Raw genomic sequence first — 17,823 nt, 5'->3', positions numbered from 1 at the left:
GCGGTGTTTTTGCGGTTTAAAAGGGTGACTGGCGATTAGGCCAGTCTAAAAGCTAGAGAGCAACCCCTCTTGAATGTTTAAAAACCGCTCACAATACTCTTTAGCTAGGGCGGTGTCGTGGGTGATGAAAAGAATAGTCACTTGTTTTTCTCTTTGGTAAGTGGCGACCACTTGCATGATTTCATGTTTGAGCTTTTTATCGAGTGCACTTGTGGTTTCATCGAGCAATAAAATCTTAGGACAAACCAGCATCGCCCGCGCAATGCCTAATCTTTGTCTCTCTCCCCCGCTAAGTTCTTTGGGGGAGCGCTCCAAGAGTTTTGGGCTCAATTTGGCGTGCTCTAGAGTTTCGTTTAAAAGGGCGCGGGTGTCAAAACGGCGGTACACACTGCCCAACAGGTCTTTAACCTTTTTGACGGGGTTTAAGGCCATGAGTTGATCTTGAAACACATACTGCACCGTCTGCCTAAAGGGCTTTTCTGGGATCTGTAAAATGTCTTGTTGTTCGTATAAAATCTGCCCCCCACTAAAGGGCTCTAAACGGGCGATGCATTTAGCCAACGAGCTTTTACCGCTCCCACTAGACCCCATCAGTGCCACCAACTCCCCCTTTTTTAGGCCAAAGCTCACCCCCTTTAAAATCTCTTGTGCCCCATAGGACTTAGACAACTCCAGCACCTCTAAGATCACAAATACCCCGCTATTTTTCCAAAATAAACCCCCCGGCCACTCTCTAAAACCAGCACCACCTCACACAGAGCACGCGCCACCTCTTCATCGTGGGTGATGACGACCCTTTGCACGGGCAGGCTTAAGAGCAAATCCACCACGCTTTGCGTGTTCGCGCGATCGAGCGAGCTTGTCACCTCGTCTAAAAAGAGGATTTGTTTATTAAGAGCCAAATTCAAGGCAATTTGCACCCGGCTAGCCATCCCCCGACTAAGCTCATAAGGGTAATTTTCCCACACCTTTAAGGGGACATTTAGTCTTTCTAGCAAGTCTTTAGTCTGAGTAAAGCGCTCTTTTAACACCATTTTAAAGGTGTCTTTAATCTTTAGATAGGGGAAAAAGCAGGAAATGCAATCTTGAAAGACATAGCCACTAGGCCCGCTCATTTTTAAGTGGGTGTGATGCACTTTAAAAGTGGGGGGCAAGAGCCCACAAAAAGCCTTAGCCAAAGTGCTTTTACCGCTCCCACTGGGCCCTAAAATGGCTAAATGGGCGGAAGTTTCAAAGCCAATGCCCTTTAAAATCTCCCCACTTGGGGCAAGGACTTGTAAATCTTGCACTTCAAGCACGCTGCCCGAGCCTCTCGCCCAAATACGCCAAAACAAAGACCACCACAAAAACCGCCACACCGGGCACTAAGACCAGCCACCACACCCCCGTAAAGATCGCTTGAGACGCTTCATTTAGCATGTTGCCTAAGCTTGCCTCCCCCACTTTTAGCCCCAGCCCAAAGAAACTAAGCAGAGCCTCGGCACTGATGGCGTGCGCGCAAGTGTTTGCCAGCAGTACAAAAACGCTGTTTTTGGCCAGGGGCAAAATTTCACAAAAGGCGATTTCAAACTTGCTCGCCCCTAAAGCGCGCTCGTTGGCGATAAACTCCCTTGTGGCAATCTCTCTAAAGCCATCGCTTAAGACCTTTGCCATTTGCGCCCATAAAAAGAGCGACAGCAGCCCACCCAAAGCCAAAATCCCAAACCCCCTTACACTGAGCGCGCTAAAAAGTAAAATCAACAATAAAGTTGGCAATGCCAAAAACCCGTCTAAAAACCCTAAAAGCCCCGCGCGCCCCCACTTAGGCGCAAAGAGCACCCCAAAGGCAAAACCTAAGCTAATGAGTAAAGCCAAAAGCCCGCCCACGAGCCCCACAAAAACAGAGTTTCTTAAGGCAAACAAGAATCTTGAAAATTCATCCCTCCCTAAAAAGTCCGTGCCTAGCCAGTGCGTTTTGCTTGGGAGCAATTTCAAGGATTCTAAATGCACTTGCGTTGGATCAAAGGGCGCAAAAAAGGGCAAGAGAAAGATCAAAAGCAACGCCCCAAGAAGCCAAAATTTTACCATTTGGGGTTGATCCACTTAGCTAAAATGGACACGAGCACATTAAGCCCCACGACAAAAAATGCACTCAACATGACAATGCTTAAAGCTAGGGGGTAGTCTTTGTGGAGCAAAGCGTTGATTGTGCTTTGCCCCAGCCCGCCGATAGAAAACACACTTTCCACGACATAAGTCCCCCCCACAATCGCCCCCGCATTTGCCACAAAATACCCCACAATGGGTAAAAAACAAAAGCGCAACACCAGCTTAAAGCGTTGCATAGAGCTAACCCCCCACGCTTGGTAACTTAAAACAAAGGGTTCTTGCAAGGTGTCTAGCACCACTGAGCGCACGAGGCGGGTGTAAATGGCTAAATGCGAAAGGGTCAGTACACACACGGGCAAGAGCATATGGCGGGCCAAATCGCTAAAAGTGGGCTCTGCACCCAACTCATACGCTCCAGAGCTAGGCAACCAGCCTAAGAGCACGCTAAAGACCATGATCGCCACCAAACCTAGCCAAAAACTAGGCACGCTGAAAAAACCTAAAGTCGTGTAGATGATCGCTCTATCTAGCCAAGAGTCCTTAAAATACGCCGCAATCGTCCCCAAAATCAACGCCAAAACAAAACTTAGTCCAAAGCTTGTGAGCCCTAGTGTCAATGTGTAGGGCAAACACTCTTTTAAAATGACACTCACTTGCTCCCCGCTTGCCAAACTCACGCCCAAATCCCCCCTTAAAACCCTTGCTAGCCACTCCAAATAACGCACCAACAAGGGGCGATCTAAGCCCAAATTAGCTAAAAGCCTCTCTTTAATTATAGGGTTGGCCGCCTGCACGCTATCGCCATAAATGCCTGAGAGTACGCTCCCGCTTGACAAATCTAAGAGCATAAAAACCACAAAGCTAAAAACCAATAAAAGCGCGAGTGCCCCGACAATTTTCTTAAGCGCAAAGCGCACTAATCCTTGCTCCACTCGGCGACATTGTAGGTGAAGCGCGCCCCGTGATGCCCTAAAATCGTGGGTTTAATGCCATGGATATTAGAGCGGTAGGCTAAGGGGTAGCGCAAATACACCAAAAACGCAAAGGGCGGGTCATCGTGCAAGTCTTGGATAAACTTGGCGTACCACAACTTACGGCTCGCTTGGTTGTTGGTGGTGCGGGCTTTGTTTAAGGCAAGGTCTATGGCTTTGTCTGTGTAGTGGTTGTAATTCCACTCCATTTTTGTGCCAAAAATGCGGTAGGTTTGCAAGTCAGGGTCTAGGGGGCTGCCCCAACCGATGATGAAACTATCGACTTTGCTGATCTCAAACGCCCCGTGGTTTTTGGCAATGGCCGTGGCTTTGATCCCCACTTGGGCCAATTCGCTCTGCAAAATGTTGGCTAGCGTAACCCTCAAGGGGTCGGTGTTGAAGGCGTAAATGTCAAAGGCTAAAGGCTTGCCGTTTTTGTAAAAAACCTTGTCCTTGAGCACCCAGCCGTCTTTTTTTAAAATCTCTCGGGCTTTTTTGGGGTCGTAGGGGTAACCTTGCGCGTGCGAGTCGTTGGCCCAGCTTGCCTGTATGGGGTTGTTGGCCACAAAGCCATAGCCGTGTAAAATCTTTTGGGCGATCAGGGGGCGATCGATGGCGTAGTTGATGGCAAGGCGGACGGCCAAAGATTTTAAAAGGGGGTTGTCAAAATTAAACATCAATGCCCGATAATCCGCACTTTTCATGTCTAAAATTTTGATGTGGGGGTCGCGCTCTAGGCTCTTGGCTAAATTAGGCTCCACTAAAGCCACATCGATTGCCCCATTTTTGACCTCATAGGTGCGGACATTAAAATCGGGCACGATCTTCAAAATGACTTTTTTTGCTTTGGGTGCGCCCCTGTAAAATTTGTCGTTAGCCACAAAGCTGATATACGTCCCCTTTTGCCAACGCACAAATTTAAAAGGACCCGTGCCGATGGGGTGTTGGTTAAAAGAATCCGTGTTTAAATCCTTGCCCTCTAATAGGTGTTTTGGCAAAATACCCACACTCAGCACATCTAAGAGCGGGGGAAAGGGGGCTTTTAGGGTGATCTTTAGGGTGTAAGGGTCGAGCACTTGCACGCTTTGAATCGCGGTGAAATTTGCCCGAGCGGGAGCGTTTAGTTTCAGATTTTGCGCCTGCTCTAAAGTGAATTTCACATCTTGCGCGCTAAAGGGCTTGCCATCGTGCCAGAGTACGCCTTTTCTTAAGTGAAACACCCAGCTTAAGCCATTAGGGCTCACCTCCCAGCTTGTGGCCAAATCGGGCTCAATTTGCATATCAGGGCTAAAGCGGGTGAGGCCACTAAAGACAAAATCTAGGGCGCTGTCGTGATCCTCGTCAAAAAGGGGGTTGATGCGGGCGGTTTCGTTTTCAACGCCAATCACTAAAGTGTCCTTGGGCGTTGTAGCAAAAAGGGGAAGCGCACACACAAGCATTAAGAGCAGTTTAAACACAGTGATCCTTTAGTGCTATTTTTGTAGTATTAGTATTAATTCCTTAAAAAATGATTAATGTGCGCGGGCTAAACCCCTCCTTTTTAGGTCAGCACGCTTCTTTTTTAGAGGCGCATTTTTGTATGGGGGGTTGCACCACTTGGTTGTACTGCGCTCGAAGACTCTCTAAGCGCGCCTTAGTGCTTTCACACTCCTCTTGCAACGACCCCAATTGTTTTTGCAAAGTGTCTAGCAGACACGTGAGTCTAGCGCGTTGCTGTGTATCCATCGTTCTCTCCTTGAACAATTTTCGTTAATACTAACATCTCTTTTTAAACACTTGTCTAATGGCTCAAGCATGTGTGCGCTCTCTTATGGAGTAGAAATAAACGGCAAAGATGAGGATATAGACATAGCACGCCATGGGCACCATATAAGAGATCAAAAGCCCCAAGCTGTGGATGTCAGCGATGTAACCCTGAATTAAAGGCACAACCGCCCCGCCCACAATCGCCATACAGATGATCCCAGAAGCTTGGCTGGTGAATCTGCCCAAGCCCTTTGTAGCCAAAGAAAAAATCGTGGGAAACATGATGGAGTTAAATAATCCAATGGCGAGCAAAAAGTAAATGCTTGTGGCGTTGTGCAATGCCAAAGCTATTGCGAGCAAGAGGACATTTACGCCGGCATTGAAGGCTAGGCATGTATTTGGGGCGATTTTTTGCATGACCGCACTGCCGATGAAACGCCCCACCATCGCCCCGCCCCAGTAGTAGATGAGGTTATGCGCGCCCACTTTTTCAGGGATATGGGCAATTTCTTCCATCGTTAAAACCAAAAACGAGCCGATCGACACTTCTCCGCCCACATAAAAGAAAATCGCCCCCACCCCAAAGACAAAGTGGCTGTACCCTAGCGCGCTTTTTTTGCCATCGTGGTTGTGTTCGCTGATTTGCTCCGCCCTCTCGCGCACATCGGGCAACTTTAGTAAATAAACAATGAGGGCCAAGACAATCAACGCCCCCGCGATCACCAAATAAGGGATTTGCACCGACTGCGCCTCTTTGACCTTGTCTATCACCTTTTGGGTGTTTGAGGCGATTAAGTACGCTCCAAAGAGAGGCCCCAGAGTTGTGCCAAGAGAGTTAAAAGCCTGCACGAGAGTTAAAGCGCTCGCTTCTTTACCCGGGGCTAAAAGTGTGACAAAAGGGTTGCCTGCAGTTTGCAAAAGCACCACCCCGCTTGCCAAAATAAAGAGCGCGCCTAAAAAAATGGGGTAAGAGGCGCTAGAGGCAGCGGGGTAAAACAAAATACAGCCTATGGCGCTAAAGACAAAGCCTAAGACCACACCCGCCGGGTAGCCGATCTTCTCTAGCAATTTGCCAAAAAACCCACCCGTAATAAAATAAGCCCCAAAGAAGCAAAACTGCACCAAAACTGCTTCTGTGTGGTTAAGCTCAAAGATTTTCTTTAGGTGTGGGATCAGCACATCGTTTAAAACGGTGATAAAGCCCATGGCAAAAAACAAGGCGGTTAGGGCCGCGAGCGCAAAAGCATTGCTCTTAGTTTGCATTTAAAGTCCTTTATTGAATGCGCTATAAACCTCGATGAGGTGCTCTGTCGAAGCGTCTTGAGGTTTTGTCAGGCCTTCCCCTTTAAGGCGTGCCAAAATATCCACCGCCAACTCTTTACCAAGCTCCACCCCCCACTGATCGAAACTATTGATGTTCCAAATCACCCCTTGTACGAAAATTTTATGCTCATAAAGGGCGATGAGCGCGCCCACACTCTTGGGGCAAATGGTGTCTAGTAAAATCACATTGCTGGGACGGTTGCCTGAAAACACCCTATGGTGCGCGAGCGTGCGGGCTTTTTCTGCACTCTTGCCCGCCTCTAAGAGCTCTTGGTAGGCTAGGTTATAGTCCTTGCCCTGCATAAAAGCCTGCGCTTGGGCAAACATGTTGCTCACCAAAATGTCGTGGTGTCCGGGCAAATGCCCTTCTTTGCTCAAAGACACGATGAAGTCAATGGGGCTGATGTGCGTGCCCTGGTGCAACAACTGAAAAAAGGCGTGCTGGGCGTTGATGCCCAAATCTCCCCAAATGATGGGCCCCGTGTCGTAATCCACCGCCTGCCCCTCTAGCGTGGTGCTCTTGCCATTGCTCTCCATGTCGAGTTGTTGGATGAAGCGGGGGAAATAGCGCAAATACTGGTCGTAGGGAGCGATGAGGTGGCTGCCTGCGTCAAAAAGATTGATGTACCAAATGCCTAGCAAGGCCAAAATCACGGGCATGTTGCACTCAAAGGGGGCGTTCTTAAAATGTTGATCCATTTCATACGCCCCGCACAATAAATCTTTAAAATTCTGCTTACCTAAGTAAATCATGATGGAAAGCCCGATTGCCGACCACAGGCTATAACGCCCCCCCACCCAGTTCCAAAAGCTAAACATGTTCTGCGTGTCGATCCCAAAGGCTTGCACGGCTTCTTTATTCGTGGAAACGGCGACAAAGTGTTTGGCAATGTGGGCTTCATTGAGCGCGTGGGCTAAAAACCACTGCCGCGCGCTTAGGGCGTTTGTTAGGGTCTCTTGCGTGGAAAAGGTCTTTGAGGCCACGATAAAGAGCGTGGTTTCGGGGTGGATTTTATCCAGCACGCCTTGTATTTGTGTCCCATCGACATTAGACACAAAGTACATGTTTAGGCGGGGGCTGGCAAAGTGGTGCAAAGCCTTACACACCGTTAGAGCCCCTAAGTCTGAGCCCCCGATGCCAATATTGACCACATCGGTGATGACCTGATTGGTGTAGCCTAGCCACTCCCCGCAACGCACCATGTCGCTAAATTTTTCCATGCGCTCTAAGACTTGGCGCACTTGGGGCAACACATCCACGCCATCGACTTTAATGGGCTCTTGTCCTTGATAGCGCAGGGCTGTGTGCAAAGCGGCGCGCTCTTCTGTGCTGTTGATTTTCTCACCGCTAAACATAGCTTGGATTTTTTCAGCCAAGCCACACTCTGTGGCTAAATCTCTCAAGAGCTTTAAGGTGGTGTCGTCTATGCGGTTTTTAGAGTAATCCAAACTCACAGAGCCATTTTTTAAAAAATAACGCTTGGCACGCTGCGGGTCGGCTTGAAACATGTCTTTCATGTGCGCCGTTTTAATGCCCTCAAAATGCTCTTGCAAGGCTTTAAAGGCTGGCTGTTGTGTCAAAGCTTTCATACATTCTCTTTGCGTAAGTGGTTTTCTAGGGCAATGCCAACTCCGGCGATGCCGGGATATTTTGCCAGCACAACATAAACGGGGATGGCGGCCAAATAAGCATCAAAACGCCCCTTGTTTTCAAAACGAATCCTAAAGGGGGAGGTTTTGAAGTAGTCGATGAAGCGGGGGATGATCCCCCCGCATAGATACACCCCGCCGCGTGCGCCCAAAATCAACGCCATATTTGAGGCCACCGTGCCTAAAATGGTGCAAAAAATGTCTAAGGTCAAACGGCACAGGGGGGATTTACCGCTTAGGGCTTGTTGGCTGATGATCTCTGGGGTCATTTTCTCTGCTTTAATCCCCTCCCTGTCGGCTAGGGCCTCGTGGATTAAAACCAGCCCCGCCCCGCTTAAGAAGCGTTCAGCAGACACATGCCCGTATTTTTTCTTGGCGTATTTCCACAACATCACTTCCGTGTCATCAAAGGGCGCAAAACTCACATGCCCGCCCTCCCCGGCCAAAGCCACGCATGCGCCATCGCAACAAGGGATGAGCGCGCTCACCCCTAGCCCCGTGCCCGGCCCTATCACCAGTTTAGGCGCGTCAATGGCGCACATTGTTCCGCCCACTTGCACCAATTCCTCTTCTTTAAGTTGGGCGATGCTGTAAGCCTGAGCACTGAAGTCGTTGATGACTAATAAAGTTAAAAAGCCCAAAGCTTGGCGGGTGGTTTCAATGGAAAAGGCCCAATGGTGGTTGGTCATCTGTATCCAATCGCCCACCACAGGATTGGCGATCGCAAAGGCGGCGTGGCGGACACTAGGGCGTTTTACACTCTTTAAATAGCATTTCACGGCATCGACTATTGTGGCGTGGTCGTGGCAGGCCAAAACCTCAACGGACTCTAATTGCCCGGGGGCGACCTCCAGCCCAAAGCGGGCATTTGTCCCCCCAATGTCGGCTAAAAGGCGTGGGTAAGTGTTAGGCGCAATAGACATGGCAGACCACCTTATGAGAATTTAAGAGATGAGAGATGGGCAAACTAGGCTCTAGGGCTTGGGCCGCCCTCTCAAACACTGCCTTTTTTTCAGCTCCACTGATGAGCAAAAACAGCACTTGGCAATTCTCAAGTGCGCTTAAGGACATGCTTAATCTTTTAAAGGGGGCGTTTTTGGGGGTTGTGGCAACGATGGGCTCTTGGCTATTTAGGGCGTTTTCATACTCGGACGCACAGGCAAAAAGCGAAGCCGTGTGCCCATCAGCTCCCATGCCAAGCACCGCCAAGTCGGGTTGCGTGTAGCTTGCCTTTGCGTATTTTAAAAGCTCTTGGGTGCTTAAGCTAGAATCGAGCACTAAAGGCGTGAAAGGGGCAATTTGGGCTTTGTTTTGCAAAAAATGCGTGTGGATCAAAAGGGCGTTGCTTTCAGGGTCTGTTAAGGGCAACACCCGCTCATCGACAAGGCTAATGCGACACTTGCGCCACTCTAGGGATACTTGACTTAGGGCTTGCAAAAACGCGGTGGGCGACTTGCCTCCAGAAAGGGCCAGCCCCACTTGCTCTTTTATGCTTAACATCCGCCTTAATTGTGTGGCGATCTCAATGGCTAAGGCCTGCGCGCTCTCAAGGGGGGTTTTAAAAGTATAGAGCTTAAACATGGGTGATCCACGCTCGATTGTCTTTACTTAAAAGCGCAAAGGCGGCTTCAGGTCCAAAGCCACCCGCCGGGTAAGACAAAAGAGGGGTGAGGCCCTTTTGCCAAGACTCTAAAATGGGATCTATAAAGCTCCACGCGGCCTCTAGCTCATTTTGGTGGTTAAAGAGGGCTTGATTGCCCGCCACGACTTCTAAAATCAACCGCTCATAAGCGTCCATGCCCGCATCTAGTGCGCTCTTTAAAGCCCCCATGCCTTGCAGTTGCAACTTTAAACTGCATTGTGGCTGCAACGTGTAGACTAAAGTTTGTGTGGGCCCCTTAAACACAAAGACCACTTGCACCAAAGACGCGCCCATGCGCTTGCCCGTGCGTAGGTAAAAAGGCACTCCCTGCCAGTTTGGATGATCTAACTCCAGTTTTAAAGCGACAAAGGTTTCTGTTTGGCTGTTGGGGCTTACTTGCTCTTCTTGTTTGTAGCCCTTAAAATTTTGACTCGCGCTGTATTGTCCCCGCACCACTTGCGTTTTTAGCGATTCTTCATTGAGGGGTTTTAGGCTCTTTAGCATTTCTAACTTCGCTTGCCTCATGTCCTCTATGGGGGTGTTTGCGGGCATGGTGGCTAAAGCGAGCATTTGCAACATGTGGTTTTGGAGCATGTCGCGCAGCGCGCCCATCGGGTCGTAAAAACCCCCGCGGCTTTCCACTCCCAAAGTCTCTAGCACGCTGATTTGCACGTGGTCTAAGTAACTTGCCCCCAGCAAGCCGGCCAAGAAGGGGTTGTTGGCGCGCAAATAAAAGAGATTTTGCACGCTTTGCTTGCCTAAATAGTGATCTATGCGGTAAATTTGTTCTTCTTTAAAGTGTTGGCTGATTTGCCGACAGATTTCTTGGCAAGAGGCCAAGTTTGTGCCCAAAGGCTTTTCAAGCACAATTTTTACCCCCGGGGCGTTTAAGCCCACAGCGGCGAGGTTTTGGCACGCCTTCGCAAAAAACTCGGGCGCGATGGAAAAATAAATGATGGTGTTGGGGTGTGTGGCCTTGAGGGCTTGAAAATCTTTAGTCTTAGTTAAATCTAAGGGGGTGTAACTGACATATGTTGTGAAACTCTCCCACGCTGTGGGGTCTAGGTCTTTAACGTATTCCTTTGCCTTGATGCTGAGATGACGGATAAACTCTTGGGTGCTTAGGGGGCTTCTGGCACAAGCGGTGATTGTAGGCTTTAAGCCCGATAAGCTCGCCCTATACAAGGCGGGAAAGATTTTGCGCAAGGCTAAATCCCCTGTCGCCCCTAGTAAGATAAAGTGGCACTCTTGCATGTTCATCCTTTAGAGATTTGCAAAAAATTGTAGTATCATTGCCCCCATGATCAGACTACATGGAGGTGTGTATGCCTAAAAAAGCCCTAGAGGACATTACCAAAGGTATCGTTGAACGCAGTCGAGACACGAGAAAGGCCTATTTAGAGCGCATTGCAAAGGCGCAGGGTAAAATCCAGCGCAAAGATTTAGGTTGTGCCAATTTGGCCCACACCTACGCCAGCTTGCCCGAATCTGTGAAGGCCCAAATCAAAACAAACGACAAGCCTAATTACGCGATCATCTCCGCCTACAACGACATGCTCTCTGCCCACCAGCCATTAAAAGATTACCCCGAGTGGATCAAGGCAAAGCTTTTAACCCACAAAGCTTTTGGGCAAATGGCAGGAGGCGTGCCTGCGATGTGCGATGGCATCACACAGGGTTATAGCGGCATGGAGCTTAGTTTATTCTCGCGCGATGTGATCGCCATGAGTACTGCCATTGCACTCTCGCACAATGTTTTTGACGGGGCGTTTTACTTAGGGGTGTGCGATAAAATCGTGCCGGGCCTTTTGATCGGGGCTTTGAGCTTTGGGCATTTGCCCGCTATTTTTGTCCCCGCCGGGCCTATGGGAAGCGGTCTAGCCAATGCGCAAAAGTCCAAAGTGCGCGAGCTCTTTGCGCAGGGTAAGGTGTCTAGGCAGGAGCTCTTGGAAAGCGAGATGAAGTCTTACCATTCCCCGGGCACTTGTACTTTTTATGGGACCGCCAACTCTAACCAAATGGTGGTGGAATTGATGGGCTTACACTTGCCTAACTCCGCTTTTATCAACCCCCACACTTCTTTAAGAAGAGCCCTTGTAGAGCAAGCCGCCACCCACATGGCGACACGCACACCCAAGCCGGTGGGGGAAATGATTAGTGAAAAAAACATTGTCAATGCCATTGTGGGCTTGATGGCTACGGGCGGCTCGACCAACCACACCATGCACCTAGTCGCCATCGCCAAAGCCGCCGGGATTGTGATCAACTGGGATGACTTTGCTGCCATTTCTAAAATCACCCCTCTACTTGCCAAGATCTACCCCAACGGGCAAGCCGACATTAACCAATTTGAAGCCGCCGGCGGATTGGCTTTCGTAGTGCGTGAATTGCTAAAGGCTGGGCTGCTACACGAAGATTGCGACACGATCATGGGCCAGGGGCTAGAAGCCTACAGCAAAAACCCCTACTTAGACGGGGATCGAGTGGTTTATCAAGAGGGCGTTAAGGAGAGTCAGAACACCGACATTTTAAGGGGAGTTGATGCGCCCTTTTCATCCAATGGAGGGCTAGAAATCCTTAAGGGCAATGTGGGTCGGGCAGTGATTAAAGTGTCGGCCATCGCTGAGGAACACCACATCATTAAAGCCCCCGCCCTGATCTTTGAATCCCAACAGGACTTGATCGATCGCTTTAACCGCCAAGAGTTGCAAAGAGACTTCATCGCCGTCTTGTCCTACCAAGGTCCGCGCGCTAACGGGATGCCAGAGCTACACAAGCTCACCCCCATTTTAGGCGTACTGCAAGATCAGGGTTTTAAAGTGGCGTTGGTGACAGATGGGCGCATGAGCGGGGCATCGGGTAAAGTACCTGCTGCCATCCAAGTGAGCCCTGAAGCCCTTTTAGGCGGGGGGATTGCCAAGATTCAAGATGGAGATATGTTGCTTTTAGACGCTAAAAACGGGATTTTGCAAGTCTTAATAGAAGATAAGGAGTGGGAGGCGCGCAAGCCCTCCACACCTTTCATGCGCGAGCTCTTTGGCAGCGGGCGCGAGCTCTTTGCCGGTTTGCGTTTTTTAGTTGGCAGCACAGAGACGGGCGCAGTGAGCTTTGGAGAGTAGCCATGCAAAGCCTTGACATTTTAAACGCCGGGCGCATCATCCCCGTGATGGTCGTTGAAGAGGCCCAAAATGCCGTGCCTTTGGCCAGGGCTTTGGTGCAGGGGGGCATTAAGGTTTTAGAGATCACTTTGCGCACCAAAGAGGCTTTAGAGGCGATCAAACAAATCAGCCAAGAAGTACCCGAGGCAATTGTGGGCGCGGGCACGGTGCTAAACGCGATAGACTTTAAGAAAGCGCAGGTGGCGGGGGCTAAATTTGCCATTAGCCCGGGGCTTATCCCCGCTTTAGCGCAAATGTCTAAAGATTCGCCCATTCCGCTAATCCCCGGCGTGGCGAGTGCGAGCGAGGTGATGTTGGCTCTAGAATTTGGACTTAAATCCTTAAAGTTTTTCCCCGCGCAGGCAGCGGGGGGGGTGGCCATGCTTAAATCCTTTGCGGGCCCCTTTAAAGAGGTGTTTTTCTGCCCCACAGGGGGGATTTCTTTAGAGAACATGGGTGCTTATCTCAAATTAGACAATGTGCTGTGTGTGGGGGGGTCGTGGCTTGCGCCTAAAGAGCTGGTGCAGGCTAAAGAGTGGCCTAAAATCACGGCGATTGCACAAAGAAGTGTAGCGGTTGCGCAGGACATTTAGGGCTTTTTAACCTTTTGAGTTTATAATGGACACTTAGATTTTTTAAAAGGATTGTGGATGCGCGCACTGCTTTTAGCAGGGATTTTAGCCTTTTTATACACCGCTTGCACAGAGAGCAAACAACAGGTTTTAGAAGACGAAAAGGATTACACCCCCTCAGAAAAGACCATCTGGCAACCCGAACAAAAATAGTCCCTGGACCCCACGCCCTGATGTGGCTAGCTAAGATATACAGCGCAAAGGCGCTTAGAATCAGGGCACAAAGGTAGTCGGCCGCTTTGTAGTGTTTGTCATAGTGTGTGCGCACCTTTTTGTTAGAAAACAAGAGGGCCACTGCTAAAGAAAATGCTGCTAAACAGAGCATGGCTTTGGGGTTTAGAATGTTGGTGAGAAACCCACTTAAGAAAACCCGCCTTGTGCTGGCAGGTTTCCATTTAAGGGGTACGCTGGGTCTTGAGCACATCAAAGCCAATAGAGCAAATAAAACGCCCCCAAAAGAGCCGGTAAAGTTTGCAAAAGGGGAATGCAACAAACAGACTTTTTAGGCCAAACAAAGAAAGCACAATCCACACAAAAACCCCCAGCACCACGCCTAAAGTGGTTTTTAAGCGTATATGTGCTGATTAAGAAAAATCCGGCCCCGGGGTCAGTAGAGCCAAAAAATGGATGTCTAAAACCAACCACAAATCCACAAAGACCCTTGAGTTTTCACACCGATTATAGCGTTTAACCCCCCATAAACTTAAGTTATAATGCCTTTTCTATTAGCTAAGTTAGAAAAAGATTTATTCGAGCGCGAGGAGTGCGCGCGCTTAGTGTTGCTAGCGATGTTTGCTCGCAAAGCCATCTTTTTGTACAGACCGCTCGGCACCGCAAAATCGATGATCGCTAGAAAAGTCAGCCTTCCTTTGGCACACCTGAAGATTTCTTTTAGCGCGCTGTTGCACCGCTTTTCTACCTGAAGATATTTTTGGTCCCCTTGACATCGGGTAACTCAAACAAAACCGCCTAGTGCGCAACACCGGTTATTTTTGAAAATTTACGCTAAACTGCCAAAATGCTTAACAAAGAAGAAATCAAAACATTAAAAGAGATAGAGTCCAAGTATTACTTACAGCCTATCTTAGAGTTGATTAATAAGGATATAGACTCCACAAAAATGACATGGTTTGGCGTTTTTGATTGTCTCTACCACTATATGATAGAGTCTAGGTCTGCTGTGAATGCCTTGATTGAAAAGCGGGTCAGTGATGGAGAAATTAGAGACGCTAACCAGGCTAGAAAGAGTATTGCCGGGAATGCTTTTTCAAGCCTGATTATTTATACTTTTCTCAAGAATAAAATAGGGGGAGCGATTGCACCTCACATTTTTATCAGCGCAAAGCCCGCGCAAGTCCCCCATTTTAAAGAGTTGTTCCAAATCCAAATAGGAGAGGAGACTCAAAAGCCCGATGTGGATTTAGTGGTTTATAGCCTTGACTCTGTGGGTGCATTGAAAAATTGCCTCATTTGATCCCTTAAAACTTCTTTGCGTGAAAGAGCGGCACAAACTTATAAATGGAAACTCTTGATGGAGATCGCTAACTCAGACTCTAAGCTGAAAGAAAAATACGACATTGTGTATAATCCCCCTATTATGCCCTTAGTGTGTTTTGCAACCATCAACTTTTATAATGAAATTGATCGCCCCCAGCAAAGAGGCATGTTTAAGTTTTTTGATTACGCTTTTATTGGAAAACCCATTTATGATAGAGATTTTATTAAACCTTTGAGCTATCTCATAACATACATTGAGAAGCAACTATGATCGCGAGCGTCTATAATCAAAAATACGATTTTGTAGGACAAAGTTATGCCTCTTTTTACCCCAATTTGCATAAATACCCGGCAACGATGTTGCCCCAAATTGGTTTAGAATTACTCCAGGAGTTTGGAGCGCAAAAAACCAATCTACTAGACCCTTATTGTGGGAGCGGGAGTAGTTTTATCAGTGCTTTAGAATATGGGATCAAGGACCTAAGCGGTTTTGATCTCAATCCTTTAGCCATTCTTATCAGCAGGGCAAAATTGAGTTACATAGACAAAACGGAGCTTTTAGATAAAAAAGAACGCTTATTGGAGTCGATGACACAGCGTTTTAGAATTGAAAATGCTCCCATCACAAATGCCCATTTTTGGATAGAAGAACAAGCGCAACAAGATTTAAGCAACATTTTTTATCATATTAGCCGGGTGCAAAGCGAAGCCAAAACTCTTTTTTTGCTAGCCTTTAGTGAAACCTTAAGGGAAGTCAGTTACACGCGTAACAATGAATTTAAGCTTTTTAGAATGAAAGATTACCAAAACTACAAGCCCAACACCTATGGAGTTTTTTACCACAAGATAGAAACCATTACTAAGCATTATTTGCGTTTTTACCAACGCCATACAAAAAATATCGTCTTTGATCTCTGCAACTCTGGTTTTCAAGCAAGCCAGCGGACTTTTGATACTCTGCTCACTAGCCCGCCCTATGGAGATTCTAAAACCACTGTGGCTTATGGGCAATTTAGTGCTTTCATTAACGAGTGGTTAGGTTTTAAAAACGCGCGGAAATTAGATTCTCAACTCTTGGGAGGCTTGAAGGCTAAAACACTTTACACCAAGGGGAGTGTTGGAAATGTGATCCAAGAAATCGCAAAATTGGATGCAAGACGGGCTTTAGAAGTTTCAAGTTTTTATGATGACCTAGAGCGCAGCATTCAAAATATTATGCCCTCCCTAGCTTACAAAGCTTTGATCTTTTTTGTGGTGGGGAATCGGCGTGTTAAAAACTTTATATTGCCCACAGATCGTTTTATTGTAGAAGTGTTGTGTGCGTGCGGGTGCAAACACTTGAGTACGCTTGAGCGCAAAATTTCTAATAAATCCATGCCCCTTAAAAATTCGCCCACCAACCGCACCGGACTTAAGAGCAAAACAATGGATACAGAGAAAATCGTTGTGTGCCAAAAAAAGTAAAAAGCGTTAGTAGAGTTAGAGCAGGGAGGCAAATAACAAGAGCAAAAGGGTTTTTCTTTGCAGGGGACTAACCCCGCGTGTTTAAACCTCGCCCAAATTAAAGCCCTCTTTAATAAAATCAAAAACAATAAAGTCTTAATGCAAATCTGCGATCTGCTTGGGCGCATGAAAGAAATATAACAAGAAATGATTAAGAAGCTTAAAAGCTATTCTCATACGGAACGCCACCCTACTATGGATGATAAAGAGGAGATTTGTGGGATTCATTTAAGCCATGATTTAGAAAATTTGATCCCCCAAGAGCTGACTTTACTCAATGGCCCCGATTTAGAAACTCTCTTGTATCTCAAATTTGTAGAAACGCCTTTTTTGCTTTGAACCAGTGGTCCAATGAGTGGCGATCCTGAGCTTATTGCTAAGGCCTTGACTTTATTTTTAGCCGTGCATGCCAAGAGAGTAAAACGGGCATGCTATTTGATTAATTTTAGCGAGGGGACAATCGCGCTAGATTTGAGCGGTGTGGATTGGATGGCTAGACTTAACAAATTTCTGACCTCTAGTTTTAGCGGCGGTTGGGAAAGTTAGAAGATGGCGCGACATTCAAAGACGGTGCCCACATGTGACTACCTAAACTCCAGATAGCGTAACCCACTCAGTCAATACTGGCGCTACTTAAGACGCACACGCCACCGCGGGCAGTGTGGCCTAAAGAACTTAAAAAATGAACTTAAAAAATCAAGTACACGCCTAACCCTTTTGCGTCTCTAGATCTTTTTTCTATAAACAGGCTTTAAAGATGGTGCCCTTAAACCCTATAACAATCCATCCCCCCCTTTCCCATTTTCTTGCGAGATGTTATAATCTTTTTTTTAAGCTTATCGTCCTCTAAATATTTCATCACTTCTTCAAGCCACTCTTTAATCTCTCCCTGATTTTCTTCCATCGCTGCCTTATCCGTGGTGGGACACACACTTCTAGAGTTTTGTGCATAGATATGCTCTAAACTCCACTGCTCTAAAACAAAGCGGTTGAATTGAAAATAGGCATTGGAAGATTGGTCGCTAATAAGATGGGCCAAATTAAAGAGCAAGAGGATATTTTGAATGGTTGGTCTTTGCTTGCCATCGTTGTAGGTCAAATCTTCTAGACTTTTGTCTTTGAGCGAGGCTTGGACTTTTTCTTTGACTCTTGCAAAAAGGTATTTGGCAAACTCTTTTTCATCCTCATGCTTTAACCATTGTTGGTGCAAGTCATGTATTCTATCTCCCGTATAGATCAAAAAACCAAAATGGTGAAAAATTTCTCGCTCAATAAAGTCGTTGCCTTTCTTTGACGCAAAACCTGAAAGTGTGGCCATCGCTTCTTCAAGGTTATCCCACTCATCATCCATAGATTCATTTTCATATTGTTTGTCAAAATAAGCAAACAAATAATCCTCTTCATTCTTGTGGGGTACAATTGCCTTAAGATAAGCTGTAATCCTTTGGATGTCATCTAATAGGACTGGTTTCTTGTATTGCTTATCCCCCACAACCTCTATGATCTCCATGATGTCCTTGGCTTCCACACGCTCCAATACACAATAAATAAAATCTCTCTCCTCTCTAGCCTTTTTCTCTGCCCCATACCATTTTTTAGCCATATTTTCGATC

The 17,823-nt window shown here is 47.4% G+C and carries 20 protein-coding genes and 2 pseudogenes; 10 read left to right on the top strand and 12 right to left on the bottom strand.

The window, feature by feature from the left end:
• Nucleotides 1–45 precede the first annotated feature (45 nt).
• From HAL07_RS03020 to HAL07_RS02970, 11 genes are all read right to left on the bottom strand, one after another.
• Nucleotides 46–690 carry an ATP-binding cassette domain-containing protein gene (locus HAL07_RS03020; RefSeq protein ID WP_053945075.1) on the bottom strand — a complete coding sequence of 215 codons (645 nt, stop codon included), beginning with the start codon at nucleotides 688–690 and terminating at the stop codon, nucleotides 46–48.
• Nucleotides 687–1,298 carry an ATP-binding cassette domain-containing protein gene (locus tag HAL07_RS03015; RefSeq protein WP_053945074.1) on the bottom strand — a complete coding sequence of 204 codons (612 nt, stop codon included), beginning with the start codon at nucleotides 1,296–1,298 and terminating at the stop codon, nucleotides 687–689. The genes HAL07_RS03020 and HAL07_RS03015 overlap by 4 nt, the downstream gene beginning before the upstream one ends.
• Nucleotides 1,291–2,067 (bottom strand): ABC transporter permease, encoded by a 777-nt coding sequence (locus tag HAL07_RS03010; protein ID WP_053945073.1) that lies wholly within the window; start codon nucleotides 2,065–2,067, stop codon nucleotides 1,291–1,293. The genes HAL07_RS03015 and HAL07_RS03010 overlap by 8 nt, the downstream gene beginning before the upstream one ends.
• Nucleotides 2,061–3,020 (bottom strand): ABC transporter permease, encoded by a 960-nt coding sequence (locus HAL07_RS03005; RefSeq protein ID WP_238374476.1) that lies wholly within the window; start codon nucleotides 3,018–3,020, stop codon nucleotides 2,061–2,063. Before HAL07_RS03005 ends, HAL07_RS03010 begins: the two co-directional genes overlap by 7 nt.
• A complete protein-coding gene (locus HAL07_RS03000; RefSeq protein WP_053945076.1) occupies nucleotides 3,005–4,498 on the bottom strand; it encodes an ABC transporter substrate-binding protein in 1,494 nt (497 codons plus the stop codon). The genes HAL07_RS03005 and HAL07_RS03000 overlap by 16 nt, the downstream gene beginning before the upstream one ends.
• Nucleotides 4,499–4,604: 106 nt before the next feature.
• A complete protein-coding gene (locus HAL07_RS02995) occupies nucleotides 4,605–4,784 on the bottom strand; it encodes a hypothetical protein (protein ID WP_053945071.1) in 180 nt (59 codons plus the stop codon).
• A 63-nt stretch (nucleotides 4,785–4,847) separates the two neighbouring features.
• Nucleotides 4,848–6,068: a sugar MFS transporter gene (locus tag HAL07_RS02990; protein ID WP_053945070.1), complete on the bottom strand. Its 1,221-nt coding sequence runs from the start codon at nucleotides 6,066–6,068 to the stop codon at nucleotides 4,848–4,850.
• On the bottom strand, nucleotides 6,069–7,718 hold the full coding sequence (gene pgi, locus HAL07_RS02985) for a glucose-6-phosphate isomerase (protein ID WP_053945069.1): 1,650 nt from the start codon (nucleotides 7,716–7,718) through the stop codon (nucleotides 6,069–6,071).
• Nucleotides 7,715–8,701 carry a glucokinase gene (locus HAL07_RS02980; protein WP_053945068.1) on the bottom strand — a complete coding sequence of 329 codons (987 nt, stop codon included), beginning with the start codon at nucleotides 8,699–8,701 and terminating at the stop codon, nucleotides 7,715–7,717. Before HAL07_RS02980 ends, pgi begins: the two co-directional genes overlap by 4 nt.
• Nucleotides 8,685–9,359 (bottom strand): 6-phosphogluconolactonase, encoded by a 675-nt coding sequence (gene pgl / locus HAL07_RS02975; RefSeq protein WP_053941858.1) that lies wholly within the window; start codon nucleotides 9,357–9,359, stop codon nucleotides 8,685–8,687. Before pgl ends, HAL07_RS02980 begins: the two co-directional genes overlap by 17 nt.
• The gene (locus tag HAL07_RS02970; RefSeq protein WP_053945067.1) at nucleotides 9,352–10,674 is read right to left on the bottom strand and encodes a glucose-6-phosphate dehydrogenase; all 1,323 of its coding nucleotides are present in this window, start codon (nucleotides 10,672–10,674) and stop codon (nucleotides 9,352–9,354) included. Before HAL07_RS02970 ends, pgl begins: the two co-directional genes overlap by 8 nt.
• Nucleotides 10,675–10,745: 71 nt before the next feature.
• Here HAL07_RS02970 and edd point away from each other — a divergent pair, with 71 nt between their 5' ends.
• From edd to HAL07_RS08155, 10 genes and pseudogenes are all read left to right on the top strand, one after another.
• Nucleotides 10,746–12,539, top strand: a complete 1,794-nt coding sequence (gene edd, locus HAL07_RS02965) for a phosphogluconate dehydratase (RefSeq protein WP_082355811.1) — start codon at nucleotides 10,746–10,748, stop codon at nucleotides 12,537–12,539.
• A gap of 2 nt (nucleotides 12,540–12,541) precedes the next feature.
• Entirely contained in the window at nucleotides 12,542–13,171 is a 630-nt protein-coding gene (locus HAL07_RS02960; RefSeq protein WP_053945065.1) for a bifunctional 4-hydroxy-2-oxoglutarate aldolase/2-dehydro-3-deoxy-phosphogluconate aldolase, read from the top strand.
• A gap of 57 nt (nucleotides 13,172–13,228) precedes the next feature.
• The gene (locus HAL07_RS08285) at nucleotides 13,229–13,363 is read left to right on the top strand and encodes an HP0135 family lipoprotein (protein ID WP_264828281.1); all 135 of its coding nucleotides are present in this window, start codon (nucleotides 13,229–13,231) and stop codon (nucleotides 13,361–13,363) included.
• Between the two features lie 560 nt (nucleotides 13,364–13,923).
• Complete coding sequence (locus HAL07_RS08180) at nucleotides 13,924–14,133, top strand: hypothetical protein (protein ID WP_053945063.1); 210 nt, start codon at nucleotides 13,924–13,926, stop codon at nucleotides 14,131–14,133.
• A 95-nt stretch (nucleotides 14,134–14,228) separates the two neighbouring features.
• Entirely contained in the window at nucleotides 14,229–14,684 is a 456-nt protein-coding gene (locus HAL07_RS08175) for a hypothetical protein (protein WP_238374475.1), read from the top strand.
• A gap of 12 nt (nucleotides 14,685–14,696) precedes the next feature.
• A pseudogene (locus tag HAL07_RS08165) lies at nucleotides 14,697–14,978 on the top strand (BsaWI family type II restriction enzyme); the annotation flags it as partial.
• Nucleotides 14,975–16,171, top strand: a complete 1,197-nt coding sequence (locus HAL07_RS02940; RefSeq protein ID WP_053945062.1) for a TRM11 family methyltransferase — start codon at nucleotides 14,975–14,977, stop codon at nucleotides 16,169–16,171. The pseudogene HAL07_RS08165 and the gene HAL07_RS02940, both read left to right, overlap by 4 nt.
• Nucleotides 16,172–16,228: 57 nt before the next feature.
• Nucleotides 16,229–16,351 carry a hypothetical protein gene (locus HAL07_RS08280; RefSeq protein WP_264828282.1) on the top strand — a complete coding sequence of 41 codons (123 nt, stop codon included), beginning with the start codon at nucleotides 16,229–16,231 and terminating at the stop codon, nucleotides 16,349–16,351.
• A gap of 54 nt (nucleotides 16,352–16,405) precedes the next feature.
• Nucleotides 16,406–16,549, top strand: a complete 144-nt coding sequence (locus HAL07_RS08160; protein ID WP_233702718.1) for a hypothetical protein — start codon at nucleotides 16,406–16,408, stop codon at nucleotides 16,547–16,549.
• Between the two features lie 45 nt (nucleotides 16,550–16,594).
• On the top strand, nucleotides 16,595–16,756 hold the full coding sequence (locus tag HAL07_RS08155; RefSeq protein ID WP_238374474.1) for a hypothetical protein: 162 nt from the start codon (nucleotides 16,595–16,597) through the stop codon (nucleotides 16,754–16,756).
• Nucleotides 16,757–16,976: 220 nt separating this feature from the next.
• On the opposite strand, the pseudogene HAL07_RS08020 reads toward HAL07_RS08155, so the two are convergent.
• Nucleotides 16,977–17,823, bottom strand: a pseudogene (locus HAL07_RS08020) (DUF262 domain-containing protein); the annotation flags it as partial.

It is taken from the genome of Helicobacter ailurogastricus, assembly GCF_001282945.1.
GTDB lineage: Bacteria > Campylobacterota > Campylobacteria > Campylobacterales > Helicobacteraceae > Helicobacter > Helicobacter ailurogastricus.
Note: the sequence above shows the minus strand (reverse complement) of the source record. Positions and strands in the feature narration are given on the sequence as shown.